Consider the following 25,670-nt stretch of genomic DNA (forward strand, 5'->3'; position numbering starts at 1 on the left):
GCTTGTTGCAGTGGGGTGCAGTGATGCAGTGATGCAATTGGATCCGCGCGCGTCAGCTCTTGCGGCTGATGAGGCTGATCGGAATGATCTTCAGGTCTTCGCCCTGACGGCCGATCACGTCGCGGAAATCGTATTGCGCGCCGGGGAAGCCGAGCATCTTCCAGCCGGCCATGTCCTTGTTGCCGCCGTAGATCGGATCGGCGAAGAACCCTTCGCGCACGTTCTGTAGAACCAGGTTGAAGAAGGCCTTTGAATCGACTCTGCCGAGCGCGAGCGCGCCGGCTTCGAGCTGTTTGAGAAGACCATCCTGCTGCTCGGGCGAAAGCGCATTGAAGGCCTTGCCGCTGAAATTCTGCTTGCAGTGGTCGTCGAGCGACTTCAGGCCCGCGCGATAGCGCTCGGCGGGCGTGTCCTTGATCTGCGGACCCTGGCTCGGCGTGCCCGGCTTGAATTCTCCCAGCCGGTATTGCGTGGCTGCACGGCCGTAGTCGCCGCTCAACTGGCGATCGATGAAGAGCGCGCAGCCCGCTTCCTTGCCGCCGATGCTCAATTCGTCCGACGGAATCAGCCGGTCGGCGATTGCTTCGACAGCGGCGACCTCTTGAGCCGTGAAGAACTTCCAGCCGTCCGCCAGCACTGGCTCCGGCAGCACTACCGGATCCTTGAACCACGGCATGCCGCCGAAAATCACACGGGCCTTGGCGACTGCGATGCCCGCAGCCATCAGGACCATTGACGATAAAAACTTACGGCGTAACACGTCGTTTTCCCCAGAAAATCATCGCAAATGCGAACAAAAATAGAAGGCTCGTGACTCGTCCCGAATCTCCGATTCCAATATATTCTAACTGGTTAGTTAAAATTGAGTCAAAACGTGGTCAGGGCGGAACGCACCCCGAGGGTCATCCCTGGTTGCCATGGAACCGGTACACGCCTATCTTCTACATCATACGTATGACCTAGAGAGTGAATGGTGGCGACGTTACATAGGCAGGTCCTGAACCAGATGGGCGAACAGATCTGTTCAGGCAAGTTCATGCCCGGCGATATCCTTCCCGCCGAGCCGATTCTGGCCGAGCAGATGCAGGTGAGCCGCATCACCATCCGCGAGACGATGAAGTCGCTCTCGGCCAAGGGCATGCTGCAGGTACGCCGCCGCTACGGCACGATCGTGCTGCCGCGCTCGCAGTGGCAACTGTTCGATCCCGACGTGATCACCTGGCGCGCGCGCGCCGGCACGGTCGAGCCGGGTCTGATCGAAGACCTGATGGAATTGCGCCTGATCATCGAACCGAACGCCGCCAAACTCGCCGCCAAACGCGCAACGCCGGAAGATCGCGTGGCGGTGCGCCGTGCCTTCAAGGCGATGGAGCGCGCGGTGGCTGGCCACGGCGAGTACGTTCCCGCCGACCTCGCGTTTCACGGCGCGATCCTGGCGGCCTGTCACAACCAGTTCGTCCAGCAGATGCAGAACGCGCTGTCGGCGATTCTCCGCACGAGCTTCGAGCTCAGCTCGGAAATCGCCGGTGGTCCGGCCCGTTCACTGCCCATGCACGAGGCGCTGTGCATCGCGATCGAGCAGGGCGATCCGGAGGCCGCTGAACAGGCCGTACTCACGCTCATCAAACGCGCCGAGCAGGATTTCGAAGACCGCGCGGCATTGAACGACACCGCCAACGATCAACCGGCCTGACGCAAGCCTCTCTCGCGGACAGCCACCCCATGAACTTGAAACGCGACGCGCAGCGCCGTCGCGATGGGCGTACTCGCGCCTTTTCTCCCGATTGCACAGAGGATCCAGCATGACCCAACTATTCGATCTCACCGGCCGCACGGCGCTCGTCACCGGTTCGGCACGCGGCATTGGCTTTGCGCTGGCCGAGGGGCTGGCCGCGGCGGGCGCGCGCGTCGTGCTCAACGGCACGCGCGCGGATACGGTTGCCGAGTCGGTCGGCAAACTTGCCGGCAAGGGTTACCAGGCACTGGGTCGCGCATTCGACGTCACCGACGAGACCGCTGTCGCCGAGGCTTTCGCGCAGTGGGATAAGGACGGCGTGCAGATCGACATTGTCGTGAATAACGCGGGCATCCAGTTTCGCAAGCCGCTCGTCGATCTCGAACTGAGCGACTGGCAGCGCGTGATCGACACCAACCTGACGAGCGCATTCATCGTCGCGAAGCAGGCGGCGCGACGCATGATCGCGCGCGGCACGGGCGGCAAGATCATCAACATCGGTTCGCTCACGAGCGAAGCAGGCCGCGCGACAGTCGGCGCTTACACCGCGGCGAAGGGCGGCATCAAGATGCTGACCCGCGCGATGAGCGCCGAGTGGGCCGCCTCGGATATCCAGGCGAACGCGATCGGCCCTGGCTACATCCTCACCGACATGAACAAACCGCTGATCGAGAACGCCGCTTTCGACGCATGGGTGAAAAGCAGCAACCCCTCGAAACGCTGGGGCAAACCGGAAGAACTCGTCGGCACGGCGGTCTTTCTCGCGTCGCCTGCGTCGAGCTATGTGAACGGCCAGATCATTTACGTGGACGGCGGATGGCTGGCCGTACTCTGAAACTTTATTGAATGCAGGTCCGCGCGAGTACAGCAGAACAAATAAACGACTCGCGCGCAGTCAACCGTTGTATGCGCCGTACCGATCCGGAGACATCATGGAAAGCGTCAAGCCCGTAGCAACTCAAAGATGGTGGTATCTGATGCCCATCATCTTCATTACATACAGCCTCGCCTATCTCGATCGCGCCAATTACGGCTTTGCCGCCGCTGCCGGGATCGACAGGGATCTCGGGATCACGCACGGCACGTCCTCGCTGATCGGCTCGCTGTTCTTTCTCGGCTACTGCCTGTTCCAGGTGCCCGGCGCGATCTACGCGCAGCGCAACAGCGTGAAGAAGCTGATCTTCTTCAGCCTGATTCTGTGGGGACTGTGCGCGGCCGCAACCGGCATGGTCAGCAATATTCCGATGCTGATGGTGCTGCGCTTTACGCTCGGCGTGGTGGAAGCCGCCGTCATGCCGTCGATGCTGATGTACATCAGCCGCTGGTTCACCCGGACCGAGCGCTCGCGCGCCAACACCTTCCTGATTCTCGGCAATCCGGTGACGGTCTTGTGGATGTCGGTGGTATCGGGCTATCTGGTGCGCAGTTTCGGCTGGCGTGAAATGTTTGTTATTGAAGGTGCGCCGGCGCTCATCTGGGCGGTGGTGTGGTGGTTCACGGTCAAGGACCGTCCGGCCGACGCGCCGTGGATGAGCGAAGCCGAAAAGACCGAACTCACCGCGCGCCTCAAAGCCGAGCAGGCCGACATTGCGCCGGTGCGCGACTACAAGACGGCGTTGCGTTCGTCGATCGTGATGAAGTTCTGCGCGATCCACGCGCTCTGGAGCATCGGCGTGTACGGCTTCATCATGTGGTTGCCGTCGATCCTCAAGGCAGCGTCCACGATCGATATCGTTTCGGTCGGCTGGCTCGCCGCCGTGCCGTATCTCGCCGCGATCATCCTCATGCTGCTCGCCTCGTGGCTCTCGGACAAGACACGCAATCGCAAGCTGTTCGTATGGCCGTTGCTGCTGGTGGGCACGGTTGCGTTCGTCGCGTCGTATCTGATCGGCGGCTCGCATTTCTGGATATCGTTCGCGCTGCTGGTCGTGGCGGGCGCAACGATGTACGCGCCGTACGGTCCGTTCTTCGCGCTGGTGCCGGAGTTGATTCCGAGCAACGTGCTCGGCGGCGCGATCGGTCTCATCAACGCATGCGGCGCGCTCGGTGCTTTCGCGGGCTCGTGGGTGGTGGGCTATCTGAACGGCGCGACCGGCAGCCCGGCGGCTTCGTACATTTTCATGGCGGGCGGCTTGCTGCTCTCCGTGATCCTGATGATGACCGTGCCCGCGCATTCCGATCAGCGTGCGAAGCGTGAAGCGCCGCTCTCGTTGAATCGCACGTAATACGCTGACCGTGCCGACTGGTTCTCTCTGATTCGTTTCTGGCAGGCTGAAAAATGGCAACTTTGATTACCGATGTAAAGGTCATTCTGACCGCGCCGGAAGGCATCAACCTGATCGTCGTGAAGGTGGAGACCAACCAGCCGGGTCTGGTCGGATTCGGCTGCGCGACATTTGCTTACCGCCACGTAGCGGTCAAATGTCTGATCGAGGAATATTTGCGGCCGCTGCTGATTGGACGCGATGCCGCGGCGATCGAGGAAATCTGGCAATTGATGCATCAGAACGCTTACTGGCGCAATGGGCCGATCGAGAACAACGCGATCTCCGGCATCGATATGGCGTTGTGGGATATCAAGGGCAAGCAGGCCAATATGCCGTTGTATCAGTTGTTCGGCGGCAAGTGCCGTGAAGGCGTGCCGATTTACCGGCATGCCGACGGCCGCGACCTCAATGAACTTTGCGAGAACATCCAGAAGTATCGCGAGCAGGGCATCACGCATATTCGCTGCCAGAGCGGCGGCTATGGCGGGGGCGGCTATGGCAAGGCGCCGTCGAGTGCGCCTTCGGGTTCGGCGGAGGGCGTGTATCTCGACAGCCGAAAGTACATGCGCGAAACCCTCAAGCTGTTCGACGGCATTCGCAGCAAGATCGGTTTCGACGTCGCGTTGTGCCACGACGTGCACGAACGTCTCAAACCGGTTGAAGCGATCCGCTTTGCGTGCGAACTGGAGCAATACGATCTGTTCTTTCTCGAAGATGCGATCGCGCTCGAAGAGGGCGAATGGATGCGGCAATTACGCGCGAAGACCACCACGCCGTTGGCTCAGGGTGAGCTATTCAACAATCCGTACGAATGGCGCTTTCTGATCACCGAACGTCTTGTCGACTATATTCGCGTGCATTTGAGCCAGATCGGGGGCATCACGGCCGGACGCAAGCTGCAGATTTTCGCCGAGCAGTTTGGCGTAAGGACGGCGTGGCACGGACCGGGCGACATGTCGCCGATGGCGCATGCGGCGAATATCCATATCGACCTCGCCGCGCGTAATTTCGGCGTGCAGGAGTGGTCCGGCACCGAGCCGCCCAACTTCGTGATCCAGGACCTCAAAGGTCCGCAGGCTGCGTTGCTCGACGTTTTCCCAGGGCTTCCCGAGTTCAGGGATGGCTACGTCTATGCGAATGACAAACCCGGTCTCGGCGTGGATCTCGATGAAGCCGAGGCGGCGAAATATCCGTGCGAGATCAGCGTTACGACGTGGACTCAGACAAGGTTGAAAGACGGGACGTTGCAGACGCCGTGAAGGGCCGAAAACTTGAAGGGCAACTATTCGTAGCCGAGCCTGTGACTCAGAATCGGGGCGAAAAAGAGGGCAATCGCAGAGCCGGCTGCTTTACCCTCGAGTTCCGCGGCCGCAGTCGCGGCCTGCATTCCATACGAGTACACGAACAGATCGAATAGCTGGGGAAGGCAGTAAAGCGCTGCGATAGCAATGCAATAAGCTTGCACGACGGATATGCGCCATCCCTTCTCGAAGGCGACGGCGGCGCAGACAATGCGCATAATGGCGAACAGAACGAGCGCACCCACCGCCGCCTGTTCGCGGATCAGATACTCTGGAATGAACTCGCCCATACTCCTATGCACTCGCTACGTTGAACCGTCGGAATAAAAAGCCATTCATTCAAACTTTGGGATCGAATGGCCAGTTGGTTGGGGCGATCGTCCTTGCGCATTGAAGAACGAATCGACAGGTTTGAATGTTACTGAAGCTCTATTAGCGCAACGAAAGCTCGGCTGAATGAACCACAATCTTGGCCGATAGAGTCAAGGGTCGCCGTCCGTCAAGCGGTTGCTCAGACCCGTCTTCGCAAGACTCGCAGTCTGTTAGCCGGGTCTGCGACTCATACGCCAGCACCTGTTCGTCGGCGAGGAGCGATTGAATCGCATCCCGTTGACCCCGCACCTTCGTGGGGAGACTTTTACGGTGCCACCTGGTTGCGCATCCGGTAATCAGTCGGTGTTGTCGCCAGATATTTTCTGAACAGCTTCGACAACTGCCCGCCGCTGCCAATACCGCAACGGCGCGCGATCTTGTCGACCGGCAGACGCGATTCGACCAGCATCCGGCAACTCATATTCAAACGCGCGCGAAGCAGATAGTCGGAGGGTGTGATGCCGATCTCACTCTTGAAGCGGCGTAGGAAGTTGCGCTCGCTCATCGCCGCGACCTGCGCCGCGTCGTCGATTGAGATGGGACGATCGACGTTCGCTTCCAGCCAACGCGCCGACGCCAGGATTTTCTCGCTGATCTGGGGCGTCGCGCCAAGCGTGAGCGACGCGTTGAAGGGCGCTTTCGGCTGAGGCGCGATCGACCCGGCGACCTGTTGTGCCAGATCGGCGCCGAGATCCTCTTCGACGATGCGCAGCGCCGTCATGACGGCACTCGGCGCTTCTGTCAGCGATCGCGCCGGATGCAGGCCGTGGGCTTCGCTGCCTCCATAAAGAAGCGGACAGTAGCGACTAGGTAGCCCGGCCGCCGCGAGCAGCAACTGCCCTTCCGCGATCGGATGCACGATCTCGCTGAACGGATGCCTGCGGCGCAGCCAGTCACTCAATCGCTCGTCGCGACACGCCTGCTGCACGCCCGGACCGCCTGCAATGAACAACAGGTGTGACTCGTTCGTGCCTCGGTGCGACTGGACGTCGTCGGTCCAGACGAATACCGATGACGAACTGGCAATGCGCCCACCCGCCGCGGAGAGCAACGAGACGTCGTAGCGTGCGCGGCCCGATCGCTGTGTCGCGGCGAGCGAGTTAGCCTTCTGAAAAATCTCGATGATTGCAGCGACCTTAGGCAATGCGAAACCATTGAACAGTGCGATGTCGACGCGAGTCAGAGCGCTGGTTTGCATCGGCACGGCACTTTGCCGTGAATTGCGCGGCAGAGTATGTACCAAATCCATTTATTTTTCCCCGGAAATTTGTGGTCTGCAAAGTCTTCTCCCCAAGACCCTGTCTTTTTCTTATTGGCTCATGCTATACGTTTGATTCTGACGACAATATTTCATGGCTGAATTGGCCAACACGTTGGCTGTTTACGACACGGAATAGTCAGGTGGTCCACAGCCTTGCTGGGCGTCTGATTCGTCCCGGCAGGCGGGTAATGTTTCGAAATTGCCGGTGCAATTTTCAACAGAAGCGAGACGGAATGTATAGCGCATATATTCTTCATTTATCAGCGAAGCGGAATTATTGCTGTCCGATATTGGCGAAATGGCCAATATGGGCGAAATATATCGCGAGGAATGTATTTGCGGTTAGGTTTATCTCACTTGGGTGCTTCCGCTTCGTCGCGTGGTGCACTGTCACGAATGTCTGCCATTGGTATCGGGAAGTGGGTGCCTCAGCTCCTCGCGCATGGCGTCCCGAGGTTTGGTCTTCTCGGACAGAAGCTTTCCGATAACCGCCGCAAAGTGGTGCAACACATCGGGAGCGTTAGAATGACGTCCGGTCGGTCAGGCCGTGCGCTTGGAGATGGGACCATATAGGTCGTCGCCCGTCGCCGGCACTGTCCATCTGCCGAGGATGCTGCAACACGATACGTCCCAGGAAACGACCGCCTTCACATTTGTTCAATGTGACACCCTCGCAAGCCGACTCTCCCGTCACTTCGGAGCCTTGTCATCACGAGTCGGTGCGTTCGGCATCGGTCCGGGCACGAGCGTTGAGCGTGTCGATTTCCTTCCGGATCAACCAGAGCTATGAATTCGCGCCGGCTGCCCGCCTGGCAGTCTTTCCGGCGTGTGTGGCCTGTCGGTGTTCAGCAGGCGTGGCTTCGCGATCCGCGCGGGTTTTCGAGTAAGGAGTTTCCTGTCTCCTTGCGCACGGAACGCGCTTGTATCATGTGGAGCGCTATCTTCAACTCGTTCACCGCACATGCATCGTCTTGCGGCCGGGTCGAGGTGGAAAAAATTTTTAGCAAACGATTGCGCCTCAGGCTAAATAAGCTCTACGCGTGACCGTTAACGGATTCATGCACAAACAAGACATTCAGACAATTGTTTCCGCAGCTCGCGAAACGGCCAATTCCATTGTTGGTGCGCGCGAGTGGAAAACGGCCGAAGATGCCAGCGCAATGCGCGACGTGATCTTCTGGGACATGCTCGCCAAGCGATTGCCTGACGCTGACATTGCAGAACTGCTGTCAATGTTCGATTAGACCGCGGCGTCGGCACGGCGGCGTGTGCTCCCATTCGGCGCGCTTCGGAGCTATTGCCCAGCGAGACGTCACGCGCACGATCGCGGACGTGTCTGACACATCACGTCGGCTAAGGGTCCCCAAGGCCGATCACAGAGAAAATCTTGACAACCGATCCTTGCTTCGGTTGACGCTCGCCCTGTTGCTGAATGAAGACTTGCATCGCGCGCGCCATCTCCTGCCCTGAAAGTTTGCGATAGGCGCAGATGTTGTAGGTGACGCCGTGTTGCCAATCCTTGATGAAATTATCTACGTGCGGTAGTTGCATGCTTTCCTCGAAAGCGTCATGCGGTTTTGCAACTGGAGCGGGTCGTCTTTCACCCGATGGTGAGGCCGGCAGTCGTCATGCGTACGGCCTGATATTGAAGAGGTCCACGAAAAAGAGCCTGCCGCCCGAGGGAGCGGCAGGCCGAAAAATCGAGGGGTGGGGTTCGCTTGAGAGAAGCCCCCTCGAAAGACCGAAGCCCAGTTTAGTCGCTCGAAGGGGGCGGCGGACGCACACGGCGGATGAAGTCACGCTCTTGACCGAACAGGACATATGAAAGCGCTGATTCAGGCTGAATCGGTCCAAACATGCAATGGCGATGCCAAGGTTTCGCCCCAATCGGGGGGGGGCACAACTTTTGTTTTTGACCATCGGCCGGGAATAAAATCGCTTGAAGAGCTTTGGCAGAAAGTTGCTCTTTCAACCGGCGTTTGAGGCGCTGAGGCGCAACGGCTGATTACGGTACGGGCCATGCATCCAGCCATGAATCGACAGTCGACGCAGGTTTCTGATTCCTCGACAATCGTAGACATATAGACGACGCTCAAAGGGTGGCGGCAGATGGTGCAGCGACAGACGGATATTTGGCTTGAATCAGCGCGGCTCTCGATCAGGCCGTTTTCGGTCGACGATGCGGACGCCGCCTTCATGTGCATCACCCCCTCGCTGACCCGCTACATGGGGTGGGAGCCTCCCGCTTCCCGGCATGATTTCAATGTTGTTTGGCGGTCCTGGATACCGAAGATAGACGACGGATCGGACTACGTCTTCGTGGTGCGTCAACGCGCTGACGGGAGTTTTCTCGGATTGGCAGGGCTTCATCACGTAAGGACCGAGGCTCCGGAACTCGGCATCTGGATTCGTGAAGATCGCCATCGGCAGGGCTTTGGCCGTGAAGCTGTAACTTTGGTTGCACAATGGGCAACGCGCGCAATAGGCTGTAAGAGCTTTACGTATCCGGTCGCCGAGGAAAACCGACCCAGCCGCCGCATTGCCGAATCTCTTGGCGGTGTCATCGTGGAAGGCCGTGTAACGCCAAAGTACAAGTCTGTCGTGTACCGTATTCCTGGCCAACCGCCCACAAACAAGGGATAGACAATTCTGGCCGGTGCCGCACCCGGTGCGTCGACCGAACCCGCCGTTGTCCAGTTGCTTCAATACCGCGTGCTCGCCTTCGCCGCAATCGCTGCGGCAGCCGCGCGCGTCTCAACATGCAGCTTGCCGAACACATGTTCGAGGTGCTTGTTCACCGTGCGTGGCGCCATGCCGAGAATGTCGCCGATATCCCGGTTCGTTTTGCCGCGCGAGAGCCACAGCAGCACCTCCGCTTCTCGCGCCGTCAGGCCGAATTGGGAGGCGAGGGCGCTGGTATGAGCGGCGTCGTCGAATTCTTCCAGCAGGATCACCCATTCGCCGCGCGTCGCGGGTCCCAGTACACGCGCCACGCGGCGCACGCGGTCGGCGGCGGTCTCGAAGGCGGCTTGCAGGTCGCAGCCGGCTTCGATCCAGCGCGCGAGCCATTGCGCCAGCACTGCAGGCAGCCGCGGGCCGGCTTCGACGAGCGGGTGATGCAACAGCGTGGCTTCGTCAGCACGGCTGGGTGTCAACGAAGCCGAAACCAGGCAGCCTCCGTCATCATTTCCCCCTTCTGTCAGCTTGCGGCCCGTCTCATACCACGCGAGCCGTTGCCGCGCCAGATCGCTCTGCCATCTGATTTCACCGCTCGCCGCCGCGATCAGCGCCGCGCGCATTCCGATCTCCAGCACCCTGTCCGCCTGACGCTGCTGGCGCGAACGCTGCACGTGCGCGGCAATCCGCGCGCTGACCTCGCTTGGCTTGACCGGCTTGGTGACGTAATCGATACCGCCCACGCGAAATCCCTGCACCACATGTTCGCTATCGGTCAGTGCGGTCATGAAGATCACGGGCAGATGCCGGTTGCGCGGATCGGCCTTGATCTGCCGGCAGGTCTCGAAGCCGTCGAGGCCAGGCATCAACGCGTCGAGCAGAACGGCGTCGGGCGTAATGCGCGCGAGGCGTTGCAGCGCGGATTGACCATCGAGCGCCACCAGTACCGCGTAGCCGGACGCCTGCAGCGTATCGGAGAGCAGAGCGAGATTGTCGGGCGTGTCGTCGACGATCAGCACCACCGGTTTGCCGTCGGGCAAGTCCGGTTGCGTGTCGGGCGGCAGGAGCAAAGTGTCGTCATGCATCGGGATTGACCTGCTGGGTAGGCGCGAGCAGATGCGCGAGTTCGGTCAGCCGGAAGCGGCGCGCAAGCGCGCGCAACGGTTCGAGCACGCTGGCGAGTTCCGGTGCGCCATGCTCGGCGGCGTCGAGTTGTTCGATAAAGCCCTGCACGTAGCCCATTTCCAGTTGCGCATGCAGTTTCTCGCGCAACGTGGCGGGCAGGCTCGCCGTCACGTCGGCGCGTGCAACGGGGGAGGCGCTCGCAGCGGTTTCGGTCGGCTCGACAATCCAGTGCAACTGCAGCAGCGCGGCCAGTTTGTCGAGCAGGAGCGGAATGTAGAGCGGCTTGGCGAGGTAGTCGTCACAACCGGCTGCGGCGCCTTTGTCGCGATCGTCCGCGAATGCGTTGGCCGACAGGATCAGAACCGGCGCGGCCGACAGATGGTTGTCGCGAATCAGGCGGCTTGCCTCGAAGCCGTCCATGTCCGGCATCGACACATCCATCACGATCAGATCCGCGGACGCGGTCCCGAGCCATTGCAGCGCCTCCGGTCCGCTGGCGGCTTCCACGACGTGAAAGCCCAGCGGCGTCAGCGTCTGCACGACAATGCGGCGTTGCTCCGCGAGATCGTCCACGACCAGCACCGTGCGGCGCGGCCCATCGTAACCCTTCACGTTGAGCGGGCCGCTCGCCAGCAACTGCGGCGCACGCACTTCAGGCGCGAACAGCTTGACGATAAAGCGCGTGCCTTTGCCCACTTCGCTTTGCACTTCCAGGTTGCCGCCCATCAACTCCGTGAGCATGCGGCAGATGGTCAATCCCAGCCCGGCGCCATGATCGTGTTCGCGCGCCGCCGTGCCGCGCTCGAACGGCAGGAACAGCCGTTCCAGCTCGGTGGCCGGCATGCCGGGGCCGGTATCGGCGATTTCGAAGGTAATGGTCTCCCACGCATAGCTCGCGCGTACCTTCACCGAACCGTGAGAGGTAAAGCGGATCGCATTGCCGATCAGGTTGATGAGAATCTGCCGCACGCGCTTTTCGTCGATGCGCACCACCTCCGCCATGCGCCCGCCCGTCTGGAATTCGAACTGCAGGCCTTTGTCAGTGGCCTGCGGTTCCAGCATCGCCGAAAGTTGCGTGACGAAATCGGGCAGCGAAATCTCGGTTACGTTCAACTGCAGTTTGCCGGCCTCGATCCGCGCAACGTCGAGCAGCCCGTCCACCAGCGCCAGCAGATGCCCGCCGCTGCGATAGATGGTCTCCACGGCATTGCGCCGAGCCGGGGACAGTTCGTCGGTGCCTTGCAGCAGCAGTTGCGCGTAACCGAGGATGCTGTTGAGCGGCGTGCGCAGTTCGTGACTCAGCCCCGTCACATAGCGGCTCTTGGCACGGTTGGCGGATTCGGCCGCGGCGCTCGCGCGCTGAAGCGCGGCGTCGGTCTTGCGGTGCGCCTCGATTTCCTGCATCAGCAATTCGGCTTGCCGTTGCGATTCTTCCTGCGTGACCTTGCGGTTTTCGTTGGCGAGCACGAGCCACCACGCGGCAATACACCCAACCAGCGCCAGCGCGAAAAACGCCTTGAGATAACCCTGCAGCAGCACGTCGTGGACGGTCGTGTCGAGATCGGGCAGGGTGCGCACGCTCTGATACCACTGCACCGCCAGCACGCCGCCGAGTAGCGTCAGCACGGCGATTAGCAACCCGGCGTACTGCGCGAGCCGCAAGCCCGCCGGCCCGAGCTTGAGCTTGGGAAAGAGCGTGCGCATCGAGCTGCCGAATTGCGCCGGCAGCCGCGCGTGCGGTTTGCAGGAGTCGTTGCAGCGGGAATCGAGCGAGCAGCACAGCGAACAGATCGAACCGGCGTAAGCCGGGCAGTGCGCCATGTCCTCGCGTTCGAAGGTGTTCTCGCAGATCACGCAGCGCAGTATCGCGCCCTGTTCGAGGTCGCGGCCGTCGCGCGCCAGATAGAAGCGTCCGCGTGTGGCGATGGCCAGCAGCGGCGCGCAGATGAACGCGACCAGCAACGCAATGAACGACGACAGCGCTTCAGCCGTGGCGCCGAAGACACCCGCATGCGAGAGCGCGGCAATCAGCGAAGCGATCAGCATGGCGCCCACGCCGACCGGGTTGACGTCGTACAGGTGTGCGCGTTTGAACTCGACATGGCGCGGGCTATACCCGAGCGGCTTGTTGATGACGAGATCGCCCACCACCGCGCCAATCCAGGCAATCGCCACGTTGGCGTACAGCGCAAGCACCTTGCTGATGGCTTCGAACACGCCCATTTCAACGAGCAGCAGCGCAATCAGCACATTGAACACAAGCCACACCACGCGCCCCGGATGGCTGTGCGTGAGCCGTGCAAAGAAATTCGACCACGCGAGCGAACCAGCATACGCGTTGGTCACGTTGATCTTCAGTTGCGACACGATGACGAACAGCGTCATCGCGGCGAGCGCGCCTTCGGGTGAGTGGAACACGTACTGATACGCGACCAGATACATCTGCGTGGGCTCGACGGCCTTGACCGGATCGATCTCGTGCTGGATGGCGAGAAAGGCGAGGAACGCGCCTCCCAGCATTTTCATCGCGCCGGGTACGATCCAGCCAGGGCCGGCCGCGATCAGCGCGGCCCACCAGCGAAAGCGATTGGCGCGCGTGCGCGGCGGCAAAAAGCGCAGATAGTCGACCTGCTCGCCAATCTGCACGATCAGCGAAAACACCACGGTGCAGCCCGCGCCGAACGCGACGAGATTGAACTCGTGGCCGTTGCCCGAAACGCCGCGAAACGTTACCCATTGCGCGAGCACATGCGGCTCACGCCACAACACCACGACGTACGGTACGACCAGCAGCACGAGCCACAACGGCTGGGTCCAGCCCTGCAGACGGTTGATGAACGTAATGCCGAAGGTCACGACCGGAATGATCACGAGCGCGCTGATCACGTAAGCCACGGAAAGCGGCACCTTCAGATACAGCTCCAGCGCGAGCGACATGATGGCCGCTTCCAGCGCGAAAAAAACGAAAGTGAAGACCGCATAGATCAGCGAGGTCAGCGTCGAGCCCATGTAGCCGAAGCCCGCGCCGCGCGTGAGCAGGTCCATGTCGACGCCGTTGCGTGCGGCGTAATAGCTGATCGGAATGCCCGTCAGGAAGATCAGCAGCGAGACGGCGAGGATCGCGCAGAGCGCGTTGGTGAAACCGTAGTTCACCACCAGCGCGCCACCAATCGCTTCGAGCACCAGAAACGACACCGCGCCGATCGCCGTATTGGCGACGCGGAATTCCGACCAGCGCCGGAACGTGCGCGGCGTGAAACGCAGCGCGTAGTCCTCGAGCGTCTCGTCGCCGACCCACGCGTTGTAGTCGCGGCGGATCTTGACGATGCGCTGCGTGCCGCCTGCGGGCGGGCGCGATGCCCCAGCTTGGGTGGCGGGACCCGCAGGCAGCGGGTTCTGTGGTTGCGTTTGGTGCATCGAGGCCTTTCGTCGGCGGATTCCGTGGCTAGCGGTGCGGCCATGCAAATTGCATTCCATTCGCGCTCGCCTCCTTCCCCTCGCGCCATTGGGGCACGCCACGCCGCCGCGATTATAGGGAGCGGATTTTCGTCGCGCCCTACGTCAACTGACGTATTGGGCCGCGCAAATTGGCTACCTACCTTTCGTGGCGTCGACACCGCCATCCGGTTCCCAGCGCGGGTCGCCCGACCACGACTACAAGGAGAATTCGATGTCACACGATGATCAGAACGAGTCCGGCATGCCCTCGGCGCTGCGCCGCAAACTGCTGATGGGGCTCGCTGCCGCGCCCGCGCTGGCCATGTCCGGCATCGCGCGGGCCCAGCAGTATCCGACCGCGAAGGTCAACACCACGCACCTTGCCGTCACCGATACCGAAGTGACGGTGGGGCAGTTGCACTCGGCGACCGGCACGATGGCGATCTCCGAAACCGGCTCGATTCAGGCCGAGCGGCTGGCGATCGAACAGATCAATTCGGCGGGCGGTATTCTTGGCCGCCAGATCAAGGTCATTCAGGAAGACGGTGCATCCGACTGGCCCACCTTCGCTGAAAAGTCGAAGAAGCTGCTGGAGAACGATCACGTCGCCGCCGTGTTCGGCTGCTGGACATCGGCCTCGCGCAAGGCCGTGTTGCCGATTTTCGAACGCGACAACGGCCTGCTGTACTACCCGACCTTCTACGAGGGCCTTGAGCAGTCGCACAACGTGTTCTACACCGGCCAGGAAGCGACGCAACAGATTCTCTGGGGGCTGAACTGGGCGAACCAGACGAAGAAGGCCAAGAGCTTCTTCCTGATCGGCTCGGATTACATCTGGCCGCGCACCTCGAACAAGATTGCGCGCAAGCACATCGAGCAGCATCTGACCGGCTGCAAGGTGGTCGGCGAGGAGTACTACCCGCTCGGCACCACCAACTTCAATTCGCTGATCAACAAGATCAAGATCGCCAAGCCGGATTGCATCTACGCGATCATCGTCGGCGGTTCGAACGTGGCGTTCTACAAGCAGCTCAAAGCGGCGGGCATCACCGCGGACAAGCAGTTCCTGCTGACCATCTCGGTGACGGAAGACGAAGTGCTCGGCATTGGCGGCGAAAACTTCGCAGGCTTCTATTCGGCCATGAAGTATTTCGAATCGCTCGAGAACGACAACAACAAGAAATTCGTTGCGGCATTCAAGGCGAAATACGGACCGAAATCCGTGATCGGCGACGTGACCCAGGCGGCCTACCTCGGGCCATGGCTCTGGAAAGCGGCGGTGGAGAAGGCCGGCAGCTTCGACGTCGACAAGGTGGTGGCGGCCTCGCCCGGCATCGAATTGAAGACCGCACCCGAAGGCTACGTGAAGATCCACGCGAACCATCACCTGTGGAGCCGCACGCGCATCGGTCAGGCACAGGCCGACGGCCAGTTCAAGGTGGTCGCGGAATCGCCGGATCTGATCGAGCCCAATCCGTTCCCGAAGGGCTACCAGTAATCACCGCGGCAAGCCACGAGTGCAGCGCGCTCGCCGCAGTGCGAGCGCGCGCCGATCAATTCGAGGAGAGCGACATGTCGGCTTCGGACATTCTTAACATCACGCTGATGCAGGGTTTCGCGGGCTTGAGCCTTTTCAGCGTGTTGCTGCTGATGGGGCTGGGGCTGGCGGTGATCTTCGGCCAGATGGGCGTCATCAATATGGCGCACGGCGAATTCATGACGATCGGCGCGTACACGATCTATATGTTTTCGCAGCTGGCCGACAACTATTGGCACGGCTTCGCGCCCGTGTATTTCCCGCTCGCCATTTGTGCGGCTTTCGCGCTGGCGTTCGCGGCAGGCTGGGTCGCGGAGTGGGCGTTGATCCGTCATCTATACCGGCGCCCGCTCGACACCTTGTTGGCCACCTGGGGGCTGAGCCTCGGCATGCAGCAGGTATTCCGCTCGGTGTTCGGTCCGAAAGAAGTGAGCCCGACTTTGCCCGACTGGCTGATGGGCTCATGGTCGCCGAAGCCGGGCCTCGACATTCCGATCAACGGCCTCTTCGTGATGAGCCTCGCTGTGCTCATGACAGGCGGCGTGCTGCTGGCGCTATACCGCTCGCGCTGGGGCCTGCGTGTGCGGGCCACGGTGGCGAACCGTCAGATGGCGAATGCCGCGGGCATCGACACACGCAAGACCGACCGGTTGACCTTTGCGATCGGCTGCGGCATGGCGGGCGTCGCGGGCGCGGCGTTCACCGCGATCGGTTCCACCGGGCCGACCAGCGGATCGCTCTACATCGTCGATTCGTTCCTCGTGGTGACGTTCGGCGGCGCCGCGAGCCTGCTTGGCACGGTGGCGTCCGCGTTCGGCATTGCGCAGATGCAGTCGATCAGCGAGTTCTTCATGACGGGTTCGTCGGCGCGCGTGGTGACGCTGTTGACCATCGTGATCGTGCTGATGCTCCGGCCGCAAGGACTTTTCGCGTCGAAGGTGCGCCGTGCGTGATCTTTCATTGAGTGCGCCTCTGAACCGACCTATCAATTGCTTCAGCCCGGAGAAACGCATATGGACCCGCTGAACCCTTCCGCCGGCGTGCCCGCCTCGCCGGATCATGCAGCCGGGCGCGCCGGCCTGCGGCCCGCGCTGTGGCGCTGGCTGACAACCGATGGCTACGGCAGCATCGCCGTGCTGGCAGCGCTGATTCTCGTGGTGTTTCCGCTCGCGCTCGACGTGTTCCGTCTGAACCTGATGGGCAAGTACCTGACCTACGCGTTCGTTGCCGTCGGCCTCGTGATGGCGTGGGGGTACGGCGGCGTGCTGAGCCTCGGGCAAGGGGTGTTCTTCGGCCTCGGCGGCTACTGCATGGCCATGTTCCTCAAGCTCGAAGCCTCCGACCCGATCAGCACGAAAATCCAGTCGACGCCCGGCATTCCCGACTTCATGGACTGGAACCAGCTCACCGCTTTGCCGTTCTGGTGGAAGCCGTTTCATTCGCTGCCGTTCGCGCTCGCGGCGGTGGTGGTCGTACCGTGCGCGCTGGCGTTCGTGGTGGGCTTTGCCATGTTCAAGCGGCGCGTGGGCGGCGTGTACTTCGCCATCATCACGCAGGCGGTGGCGCTGATTCTTTCGGTGCTGATCATCGGCCAGCAAGGGTATACGGGCGGTGTGAACGGCATCACGGATTTGCGTACGCTGCTCGGATGGGACATTCGCGGCGACGGTGCGAAGCTGATCCTGTACTTCGTCAATGCCGTCCTGCTGCTGGTGGCAATTCTCTGTTGCCGGCAAATCCAGCGCAGCAAGCTCGGCACGCTGCTGCTCGCCATGCGCGACAAGGAAGACCGCGTGCGTTTTTCGGGCTACGACGTGGCCATGTTCAAAGTGTTCGCGTTCTGCGTCGCCGCGATATTGGCCGCGATCGGTGGCGCGATGTTCACGTTGCAGGTGGGTTTCATGTCACCGTCGTTCGTGGGGATCGTGCCTTCCATTGAAATGGTGATCTATGCCGCTGTCGGCGGACGCATGTCGCTGGTCGGTGCGGTCTACGGCGCGGTGCTCGTCAATCTCGGCAAGACGTGGTTTTCGGAGAGCTTTCCGAACCTGTGGCTATTCCTCATGGCTGCGCTCTTCATTGGCGTGGTGATGGCATTTCCGAACGGGCTCGCCGGTCTCTACGACAGTCATGTGAAGCCGTGGCTCGCGCGCCGCGGCGCAAGGAGCGCCTCATGAGCAATACCGATTTCGTGCTGGCTGTGGAAGAGCTGAGCGTCTCGTTCGACGGCTTCAAGGCGATCGATTCGCTCAACCTGTATGTGGATCGCGGCGAGCTGCGCGTGGTGATCGGACCGAACGGCGCGGGCAAGACCACGCTGCTCGATCTCATCTGCGGCAAGACGCGTGCGACCCACGGCAGCATCAAGTTCCGCAACGAAGAGATGACGCAGTTGCCGGAGTTTCGCCGCGTGCGAAAAGGGATAGGCCGCAAGTTCCAGACACCGTCTATCTACGAAAACCTCTCCGTGTTTCAGAACCTCGAAGTGTCGTTTCCGCGAGGACGTGGCGTGTTCGGTGCGCTGGCGTTTCGCCGCACCGACGACGTGATGGACCGCGTGAGAAGCGTGGCTGGTGAGATCGGCCTCGCCAGTCAGCTCGATCTCGAAGCCGGCTTGCTGTCGCACGGGCAGAAACAGTGGCTGGAAATCGGCATGTTGCTGATGCAGGAGCCCGAACTGTTGATGCTCGACGAGCCGATCGCCGGTATGAGCGTGCGCGAGCGCGAGGTCACGGCCGAGCTGCTCAAACGGATCTGCCAGAACCGTTCGATGATCGTTATCGAACATGACATGGCTTTCGTCGAGCAGATCGCCCACAAGGTCACGGTAATGCACCAGGGAAAGATTCTCGCCGAGGGCGCGATGGAACAGGTGCAAAACGACCCACGCGTGATTGATGTCTATCTGGGCCACTGAGTCGTGTACGAAGTCGAACGAAACTCGAGTTGGACAGGAGGCGGCCGTGAAACGAGCAACGAGGAGCCCAGCATGTTGAATGTCGACGACGTATTCGTCAGTTATGGCCAGAGCGAAGCCTTGCACGGCATCAGCTTCAACGCCGCCCGCAACGAGACCGTGGCGATCATGGGACGCAACGGTATGGGCAAGACCACGCTGTTCAAGTCGCTGATCGGCATTTTGCCGCTCAAGGCGGGTTCGGTGCAGGTGGATGGAGAAGAGGTCTCGCGCGATGAAAGTTTCCGGCGCGTCGCCAAAGGTATCGCGTACGTGCCACAGGGGCGGCAGATTTTCTCCACCTTGAGCGTGGAGGAGAACATCCAGACCGGTCTGGAGAACTCGCCTACGAAGCGCGTGCCCGACGAAATCTATGCGCTCTTTCCGGTGCTCTATGAGATGCGCTCGCGCAAGGGCGGCAACCTGTCCGGCGGTCAGCAGCAACAACTGGCGATTGCGCGCGCGCTGGTGACGGAGCCCAAGGTGCTGTTGCTCGACGAGCCCACCGAGGGCATTCAGCCGTCCATCATCAAGGACATTGCGCGCGCGTTGAATGAGATTCGCAAGCTGCGGGACATCACCATTGTCGTGTCCGAGCAGGTCCTGAGTTTCGCACTCGATGTGGCTGACCGGCTCTTCGTTATCGAAGGCGGGCGCCTCGTGCATGAGAGCACGCGCAGCGACGCCGACACCGCGAAGATTCGCGAGTATCTGTCGGTGTGAGCCGACTGTCTGCAATTTCCAAGAGGAGAGTTTGCAATGGCTGAAACGCTAATCAAGGTCGATCTGAACCAGTCGGCCTACGACAACGAGAACGTCCACAACCGCTGGCATCCGGATATTCCGATGGCCTGCTGGGTCAATCCGGGCGACGATTTCATTCTGGAGACCTATGACTGGACCGGGGGCTTCATCAAGAACAACGACAGTGCCGACGACGTGCGCGATATCGATCTCTCCATCGTGCACTTCCTCTCGGGACCGGTGGGCGTGAAGGGCGCGGAGCCGGGCGATCTGCTGGTGGTGGACCTGCTCGACATCGGCGCGAAGCAGGAGAGCCAATGGGGCTTCAACGGTTTCTTCTCGAAGAAGAATGGCGGTGGTTTCCTGACCGACCACTTTCCCCAAGCACAAAAGTCGATCTGGGATTTTCATGGTCTCTACACGAGTTCGCGCCATATTCCCGGCGTGAATTTCGCGGGCCTGATTCACCCGGGGCTGATCGGCTGCCTGCCTGATCCGAAGATGCTGGCCACCTGGAACGAGCGCGAAGCCGGGTTGATCGCCACCGACCCGCAACGCGTTCCCGGCCTCGCCAATCCGCCGTTCGCCGCCACGGCGCACATGGGGCGCCTCGCCGGAGACGCGCGCGACAACGCCGCCGCCGAGGGCTCGCGCACCGTGCCGCCGCGCGAGCATGGCGGCAATTGCGATATCAAGGACCTGTCGCGCGGTTCGAAAGTTTATTTCCCGGTGTACGTGGATGGCGCGGGTCTTTCCGTCGGCGATCTGCACTTCAGCCAGGGCGACGGTGAAATCACCTTCTGCGGCGCCATTGAAATGGCCGGCTGGGTGCATATGAAGGTGGAGTTGATCAAAGGCGGCATGGAGAAATACGGGATCAAGAACCCGATTTTCAAACCAAGCCCGATCACACCCAACTATAACGACTACCTGATCTTCGAAGGCATTTCAGTCGATGAACAGGGCAAGCAGCACTATCTGGACGTGCATATCGCCTACCGTCAGGCGTGCCTGAATGCGATCGAGTACCTGAAGAAGTTTGGTTACTCGGGCGCTCAGGCTTACTCGATTCTGGGCACGGCGCCGGTGCAGGGGCATATCAGCGGCGTCGTGGATGTGCCTAACGCGTGCGCGACGCTCTGGTTGCCGACGCAGATTTTCGACTTCGATATCCAGCCGACTTCCGCAGGGCCCGTCAAGCACATTACCGGCGGCGTGGATCTGCCTTTGTCACCGGATCTGGTCTGACGTAGGCGGCTGTTGAAACACCCGAAAGGGTCGTGGCTGGAAGACCGCCGTGTTGAGTTTGTTCATGGCGCGGCGGTCGTTGGAGATAGAACGAATCAAGGTACTCAAGGACCATACCATGCCGACATATGATTACCGTTGCGAGAACTGCGGCCCATTCGCGGCGATCCGCCGCGTGGCCGAGCGCGACATGCCTTGCGCATGCCCCACCTGTGACACGCCGGCGCAACGCACCTTGAGCCTGCCTTCGTTGTCGTTGATGGCGGCGAGCGCGCGCGCCGGGCATCAGGTCAACGAGCGTTCGGCGCATGCGCCGCAACGCTCGGGCGAGTACAAGCACCGGCATGGGCCGGGTTGTGGATGCGGATCGGGCAGCACCAAGGGCGCGACGACCGCGGGCGGCCTCAAGACCAATCCCGCGGGCAGGCCATGGATGATCAGCCACTAACGCTAGTGCCGTTGGATTATCGGCGCCTGCGGAAAAAGCATTAGCAGCGATGCGGCCCGACGATCCCCAGTTTCGCGATACGCCGGTATAAGGTCGCGCGCGACATGCCCAGTGATTGCGCCGCGGCGTTGGGCCGCCATTGATGTTGCGTCAGCGCTTCGACAATGCGCGTACGCTCGTCGCGCGGGTCCTGCTGCGCAAACGCCGACGCCAATGCGCGATTGCCCGCGCCCTCGGGTGCCAGCAATGCTGCGACGTCCGGCGCGATATGCCGCAATTCAACGCGCGCGGAATCGCACATCGCGCAGGCGTAACGCAGTACGTTGCGTAACTGGCGAATGTTGCCCGGCCATGCGAAGGCCGCGAGGCGTTCGGCGAGGCGTGGGTCGAGCGTGAGGACATGCCCGGCCATTTGCGCTTCTTCGTCGAATACGGCCGCGATCATGTCGCCGATATCCGCGCGTTCGCGCAACGGCGGCATCGGCAAGCTGGCGCCGCTCAAGCGGTAATAGAGATCTTCGCGGAACGATCCTTCCGCCACCATCTGCGCGAGATCGCGGTGCGTGGCGCAGATCACGTCGATATCGACGCGCACGGGCGCATCGCCACCGAGCGGCATCACCTCGCCTTCCGCCAGCACGCGCAGCAGCCGTGTTTGCAGATTGAGCGGCATATCGCCGATTTCGTCGAGAAACAACGTGCCGGTATGCGCCTGCGCGATCTTGCCGCGAGCGCCGCGGCTGCGTGCGCCGGTAAAGGCGCCGGGCGCGTAGCCGAATAGTTCGCTCTCGATCAGCGATTCGGGAATCGCCCCGCAATTCACGGCGATAAATGGCCGTGTACGTCTCGCGCCCGAATCATGCACGGCGTGCGCGAAGACTTCCTTGCCGACGCCGGTCTCGCCGAGAATCAGAATCGGCAGCCGTTTGCCGATGATGCGCAATGCCACCGACGCGTTGTGCGCGATGCGTGCATCGGCACTTTTCAGAAAACGGCCCAATGCGCCGACTTGCAGATCGTCCTGAGTCCCGCCGTGCGGTTGCCGCGCGGCACCGGCCGCCGCGCCGGTTGTCGCACGCGAAGCGCGTTTGAGCGGCGCACGAATGCGCGCGTACAAAGTGGCGCCCGTCGCGCGCAGGCGCAAGCAGACAATCGCATCGGTACGCGCGACGTCGTGCAGGTGCACGTCGGCTGTGTCGAATATTTCGTCGATGTGGCGTGGACCGTTCAACGCGGGAATGCACTCGCGCGCCTTGCGATTGGCGGCGACCAGATTGCCGCATTCGTCGAACGCGATCAGCACTTCGGGTTGCGCCTCGACGAAGTTGCGGCTCGAATGACCGAACAGGATCCAGTGCTGCGCGGTTTGATTGAGGAAATAGCCGTCCTCGATCAGGCCGGCACTCTGACGCACCAGTTGGAACACCAACCGCTGACTGTCGCGGTTATCCGGCGAGCGCACGGCGGAGGCGTCGAGCACGCCGATCATCTCGCCGGTCGGCGCGAAAATCGGCGCGGCGCTGCAGGTCAAGGTCGTGAAGGCGGCGCGAAAGTGATCGGTCTTATGCACCGTGATCGGCGCGAGATCGGTCAGTACGCTTGCCACGCCACACGTGCCTTCTTCCCGTTCGGACCAGCATGATCCGATATACAGTCCCGCGTGCTTGAAATCGCTGCGGCGTTCCCGCTCGATCCGGTAGTCGATCGTGATGCCGTGCGCATCCGTGAGCATCACGCAATAGTCGGCGACGCGAATCATGTCGTGCAGGCGGCTCAGGCACTGGCCCGAGGCACGCAGGAAAGCCTCCTCTTTTCCCTGCACTTCGCGCAATTCGGCGGACGTCAGCACGCGTGGGCCGATCGCCGCACCGGGATCGAGCCGATATTGTTCGAACGAGCGTTGCCACGACGATACGAGGCGCGTGGAATCGGCCGGCGCGGGAAGCCGTCCTTCGATGGCGCCGCGCACGCGTTCGACGTGCTGGTTTTGCGAAACGTAAGGCATGGTCGGCTCCGGTCGAGCGACACGCAGTCAGGTCAGGCTGTTCTTGTAGCACATCCTGCCGCATCAATCACATTGCAATGCAGCACGCTAGACGCGTGAGACGTTTGTCTCAACTCGGGATGAGACGCCGTCTCGCATCGCCTCGATGCAGGTGGCACACGGGTTTGCAAGACTCAGTGCGCAAGTGATGCCGGCCGCTGCACGTCGCACACGCGGTACGTGAGACGCGCCGCGCGTTGCGGTGCACGGCGCGACCAACCCGCCTCGCAACGTGTTCCATGCGCAAGACCCTTTAAACAAGGCACTTTCGCCTGGTCCGACGCTCGCGCGGTGAAATTGGCACACCCCTTGCAGTGTTCTGCTCATGACAAAAGTGCCGTCGCTCGAAGACGGCGCTCCAGATATGAGTCCGCGCAAGACGCGGGCAGGAGACAAGCCCAGTGCCATCGCCAGTGACCGTCGGCGTGATCGCGAACCCTGCGTCGGGTCGTGACATTCGCCGCCTTACCTCCTACGCATCGGTGTTTCCGACAGCCGAGAAAGCCAACATGGTCGTTCGTCTGTTGGCGGGCCTGGGCGTGCTCGGCGTGGATCGCGTGCTGACCTTGCGCGACCGGACCGGCGTCGCCGCGTTGCTGCTGCGCGCGCTCGACACGCATGCGGCGGTCGCCGCGCAGCAACGCTGGCCCGCGGTCGATTTCATCGAACAGCCGATCACCGATAGCGCCGCGGACACGCATGCGGGTATCGCCGCCATGCTGCAGGCCGGCGTCGAACTGATTGCGGTGCTGGGCGGCGACGGCACGCATCGCGCGGTGGCCGCGCATTGCGGCAGGGTGCCGTTGCTGACCTTGTCGACCGGCACGAACAACGCGTTTCCCGATCTGCGCGAGGCGACGGTCGCCGGTCTCGCCGGCGCTCTGGCCGCGTCCGGCGCGGTGCCGCCAGAAGTGGCGTTCACGCGTAACAAGCGCCTTGTGGTGCGCTGCGTGGCCGGTCCGAACCGCGGCCGTGAAGAGATCGCCTTAGTGGATGTGTGCGTGAGCCGGCAACGCTTCGTCGGTGCTCGCGCCGTATCCGATCCGGCCGATATCGACACGCTCTTTCTCACCTTCGCGTCGCCGGACGGCATCGGGCTCTCGTCGATCGGCGGCGCGTGGGCGCCCGTCGAGCGCACGGCGTCGCACGGTTTGCATCTGCGCTTTGCGCGGCCCGGCGAATCCGGCGTGCCGCTGGTCGCGCCGATTGCACCGGGGCGCGTCGAGCGGGTCTTCATGCGGACCTGCGAGCGTTTCGAAGTCGGCAACTGGACGCCGCTCGATGCCGAACACGGCACGCTCGCGTTCGACGGCGAGCGCGAAATCGAACTGGAACGCGGCGATCAATATGAAATCTCGCTGGATTGGGACGGGCCGCTCACCGTCGATGTCGAACGCACGCTGCGCTACTCGGCGTCGCGGCAACTGGTTCGTGAAGTGGCAAATGTGGTTGCGCATCAAACGTAGGTTGTAGGCAAGCAGTGCATTCATTCCAAGGAGACACACCATGTCGGTTTCAACTGAGTTGAGCAAGGACGAACTGCTGAAGGCGTATCGCATGATGCGCACGATCCGCGAGTTCGAGGAGCGCCTGCACGTGGAATTCGCGACCGGCGAAATACCCGGTTTCGTGCACCTGTATGCGGGCGAGGAAGCGTCCGCGGTCGGCACGATGCTGCATCTGAACGACGCGGACTACGTGGCAACCACGCACCGCGGTCATGGCCACTGCATCGCCAAAGGTGTCGACGTGCGCGGCATGATGGCCGAAATCTATGGCCGCAAGACCGGTGTATGCCACGGCAAAGGCGGCTCGATGCATATCGCCGATCTGTCGAAGGGCATGCTCGGCGCGAACGGTATTGTCGGCGCGGGCGGCCCGCTGATTTGCGGAGCGGCGCTCGCGGCAAAGTACAAGAACTCGGGCGGCGTGGGCGTGTGTTTCTTCGGCGATGGCGCGTCGAATCAGGGTGTGATCTTCGAATCGATGAATCTCGCGTCCGTATGGCGCTTGCCGGTGATCTTCGTCGCGGAGAACAACGGTTATGCGGAAGCGACTTCTTCGACGTGGTCCGTTGCGACCGACAACATTGCCGATCGCGCGAGCGGTTTCGGCATGCCAGGCGTAATCGTGGACGGCTTCGATTTCTTCGCGGTGCATGAGGCGCTTGGCGAGGCGATCGAACGGGCGCGTCACGGCGGCGGGCCGACGCTCGTCGAAGTGAAATTCTCGCGCTACTTCGGCCACTTCGAAGGCGATGCGCAAACCTATCGCGCGCCGGGCGAAGTGCAGAAACTGCGGGACGAGAAAGACTGCCTGAAGCGTTTCGAGGAACGCGTGGTGCGCTCAGAGATGCTCAGCGCGGATCAATTGCGCGGCGTCGATGCGGAAGTCAAGGTGTTGATCGATAGCGCCGTGACCGAGGCCAAGGCCGCTCCGCTGCCAACCGCAGAAGACCTGTTGAGCGACGTCTACGTGTCCTATCCGTAACGCGTCCGCGGCAAACCCGAACGATTCG

General features: G+C 61.7%; 23 protein-coding genes. 16 read left to right on the forward strand and 7 right to left on the reverse strand.

Annotated elements, in window-relative coordinates; translation table 11 throughout:
• Positions 1-52 precede the first annotated feature (52 nt).
• Positions 53-724 (reverse strand): gluconate 2-dehydrogenase subunit 3 family protein, encoded by a 672-nt coding sequence (locus P0D68_RS22865; protein WP_408468755.1) that lies wholly within the window; start codon positions 722-724, stop codon positions 53-55.
• A gap of 246 nt (positions 725-970) precedes the next feature.
• On the opposite strand from P0D68_RS22865, the gene P0D68_RS22870 reads away from it, so the two are divergent.
• The 4 genes from P0D68_RS22870 (at position 971) to P0D68_RS22885 (ending at position 5,261) form a co-directional block, all read left to right on the forward strand.
• Positions 971-1,693 carry a FadR/GntR family transcriptional regulator gene (locus P0D68_RS22870; RefSeq protein WP_286162109.1) on the forward strand — a complete coding sequence of 241 codons (723 nt, stop codon included), beginning with the start codon at positions 971-973 and terminating at the stop codon, positions 1,691-1,693.
• 109 nt (positions 1,694-1,802) lie between these two features.
• A complete protein-coding gene (locus P0D68_RS22875) occupies positions 1,803-2,570 on the forward strand; it encodes an SDR family oxidoreductase (protein ID WP_408302283.1) in 768 nt (255 codons plus the stop codon).
• Positions 2,571-2,667: 97 nt separating this feature from the next.
• The gene (locus P0D68_RS22880; RefSeq protein ID WP_091803722.1) at positions 2,668-3,960 is read left to right on the forward strand and encodes an MFS transporter; all 1,293 of its coding nucleotides are present in this window, start codon (positions 2,668-2,670) and stop codon (positions 3,958-3,960) included.
• 53 nt (positions 3,961-4,013) lie between these two features.
• Positions 4,014-5,261, forward strand: a complete 1,248-nt coding sequence (locus P0D68_RS22885; protein ID WP_408302281.1) for an enolase C-terminal domain-like protein — start codon at positions 4,014-4,016, stop codon at positions 5,259-5,261.
• 23 nt (positions 5,262-5,284) lie between these two features.
• Here the strand turns inward: P0D68_RS22885 and P0D68_RS22890 are convergent, their stop codons facing one another.
• Positions 5,285-5,593 carry a hypothetical protein gene (locus P0D68_RS22890; protein WP_091803715.1) on the reverse strand — a complete coding sequence of 103 codons (309 nt, stop codon included), beginning with the start codon at positions 5,591-5,593 and terminating at the stop codon, positions 5,285-5,287.
• A 347-nt stretch (positions 5,594-5,940) separates the two neighbouring features.
• Positions 5,941-6,924 carry a GlxA family transcriptional regulator gene (locus P0D68_RS22895; RefSeq protein WP_091803712.1) on the reverse strand — a complete coding sequence of 328 codons (984 nt, stop codon included), beginning with the start codon at positions 6,922-6,924 and terminating at the stop codon, positions 5,941-5,943.
• A gap of 1,070 nt (positions 6,925-7,994) precedes the next feature.
• Between P0D68_RS22895 and P0D68_RS22900 the strand changes: the two genes are divergently transcribed.
• On the forward strand, positions 7,995-8,180 hold the full coding sequence (locus tag P0D68_RS22900; RefSeq protein ID WP_091803709.1) for a hypothetical protein: 186 nt from the start codon (positions 7,995-7,997) through the stop codon (positions 8,178-8,180).
• 109 nt (positions 8,181-8,289) lie between these two features.
• Here P0D68_RS22900 and P0D68_RS22905 read toward each other — a convergent pair whose 3' ends face one another.
• On the reverse strand, positions 8,290-8,487 hold the full coding sequence (locus tag P0D68_RS22905; RefSeq protein ID WP_091803705.1) for a hypothetical protein: 198 nt from the start codon (positions 8,485-8,487) through the stop codon (positions 8,290-8,292).
• Between the two features lie 270 nt (positions 8,488-8,757).
• Between P0D68_RS22905 and P0D68_RS22910 the strand changes: the two genes are divergently transcribed.
• Positions 8,758-8,919, forward strand: a complete 162-nt coding sequence (locus tag P0D68_RS22910; protein ID WP_408302278.1) for a hypothetical protein — start codon at positions 8,758-8,760, stop codon at positions 8,917-8,919.
• Between the two features lie 126 nt (positions 8,920-9,045).
• Positions 9,046-9,579: a GNAT family N-acetyltransferase gene (locus P0D68_RS22915; protein ID WP_408302276.1), complete on the forward strand. Its 534-nt coding sequence runs from the start codon at positions 9,046-9,048 to the stop codon at positions 9,577-9,579.
• A 59-nt stretch (positions 9,580-9,638) separates the two neighbouring features.
• Here the strand turns inward: P0D68_RS22915 and P0D68_RS22920 are convergent, their stop codons facing one another.
• Positions 9,639-10,697 (reverse strand): response regulator transcription factor, encoded by a 1,059-nt coding sequence (locus P0D68_RS22920; RefSeq protein WP_408186435.1) that lies wholly within the window; start codon positions 10,695-10,697, stop codon positions 9,639-9,641.
• Positions 10,690-14,154: a hybrid sensor histidine kinase/response regulator gene (locus tag P0D68_RS22925; protein ID WP_408302273.1), complete on the reverse strand. Its 3,465-nt coding sequence runs from the start codon at positions 14,152-14,154 to the stop codon at positions 10,690-10,692. Before P0D68_RS22925 ends, P0D68_RS22920 begins: the two co-directional genes overlap by 8 nt.
• Before the next feature lie 253 nt (positions 14,155-14,407).
• Between P0D68_RS22925 and urtA the strand changes: the two genes are divergently transcribed.
• The 7 genes from urtA to P0D68_RS22960 all read left to right on the forward strand — a co-directional run bounded on the left by urtA (position 14,408) and on the right by P0D68_RS22960 (position 21,108).
• Positions 14,408-15,673 (forward strand): urea ABC transporter substrate-binding protein, encoded by a 1,266-nt coding sequence (urtA, locus tag P0D68_RS22930; protein ID WP_091803694.1) that lies wholly within the window; start codon positions 14,408-14,410, stop codon positions 15,671-15,673.
• Positions 15,674-15,747: 74 nt separating this feature from the next.
• Positions 15,748-16,665, forward strand: a complete 918-nt coding sequence (gene urtB, locus P0D68_RS22935; RefSeq protein ID WP_091808902.1) for an urea ABC transporter permease subunit UrtB — start codon at positions 15,748-15,750, stop codon at positions 16,663-16,665.
• A gap of 60 nt (positions 16,666-16,725) precedes the next feature.
• Positions 16,726-17,889, forward strand: coding sequence for an urea ABC transporter permease subunit UrtC (gene urtC / locus P0D68_RS22940; RefSeq protein WP_408302270.1), 1,164 nt, complete (start codon positions 16,726-16,728; stop codon positions 17,887-17,889).
• On the forward strand, positions 17,886-18,629 hold the full coding sequence (gene urtD, locus P0D68_RS22945; protein WP_091803689.1) for an urea ABC transporter ATP-binding protein UrtD: 744 nt from the start codon (positions 17,886-17,888) through the stop codon (positions 18,627-18,629). Before urtC ends, urtD begins: the two co-directional genes overlap by 4 nt.
• A gap of 72 nt (positions 18,630-18,701) precedes the next feature.
• On the forward strand, positions 18,702-19,391 hold the full coding sequence (gene urtE / locus P0D68_RS22950) for an urea ABC transporter ATP-binding subunit UrtE (RefSeq protein WP_408302268.1): 690 nt from the start codon (positions 18,702-18,704) through the stop codon (positions 19,389-19,391).
• Positions 19,392-19,427: 36 nt separating this feature from the next.
• Positions 19,428-20,660: a formamidase gene (gene fmdA / locus P0D68_RS22955; protein ID WP_408302266.1), complete on the forward strand. Its 1,233-nt coding sequence runs from the start codon at positions 19,428-19,430 to the stop codon at positions 20,658-20,660.
• A 118-nt stretch (positions 20,661-20,778) separates the two neighbouring features.
• A complete protein-coding gene (locus P0D68_RS22960; protein ID WP_408186432.1) occupies positions 20,779-21,108 on the forward strand; it encodes a zinc ribbon domain-containing protein in 330 nt (109 codons plus the stop codon).
• A 40-nt stretch (positions 21,109-21,148) separates the two neighbouring features.
• On the opposite strand, the gene P0D68_RS22965 is transcribed toward P0D68_RS22960, so the two are convergent.
• Positions 21,149-23,113, reverse strand: coding sequence for a sigma-54-dependent Fis family transcriptional regulator (locus P0D68_RS22965; RefSeq protein ID WP_408302263.1), 1,965 nt, complete (start codon positions 23,111-23,113; stop codon positions 21,149-21,151).
• Between the two features lie 440 nt (positions 23,114-23,553).
• On the opposite strand from P0D68_RS22965, the gene P0D68_RS22970 reads away from it, so the two are divergent.
• Positions 23,554-24,618, forward strand: coding sequence for an ATP-NAD kinase family protein (locus P0D68_RS22970; protein ID WP_408302261.1), 1,065 nt, complete (start codon positions 23,554-23,556; stop codon positions 24,616-24,618).
• Positions 24,619-24,658: 40 nt separating this feature from the next.
• Positions 24,659-25,642 carry a thiamine pyrophosphate-dependent dehydrogenase E1 component subunit alpha gene (locus P0D68_RS22975; protein WP_091803676.1) on the forward strand — a complete coding sequence of 328 codons (984 nt, stop codon included), beginning with the start codon at positions 24,659-24,661 and terminating at the stop codon, positions 25,640-25,642.
• The last annotated feature ends 28 nt before the right edge of the window (positions 25,643-25,670 follow it).

The organism is Paraburkholderia sp. RL17-380-BIE-A, assembly GCF_046028085.1.
Lineage (GTDB): Bacteria > Pseudomonadota > Gammaproteobacteria > Burkholderiales > Burkholderiaceae > Paraburkholderia.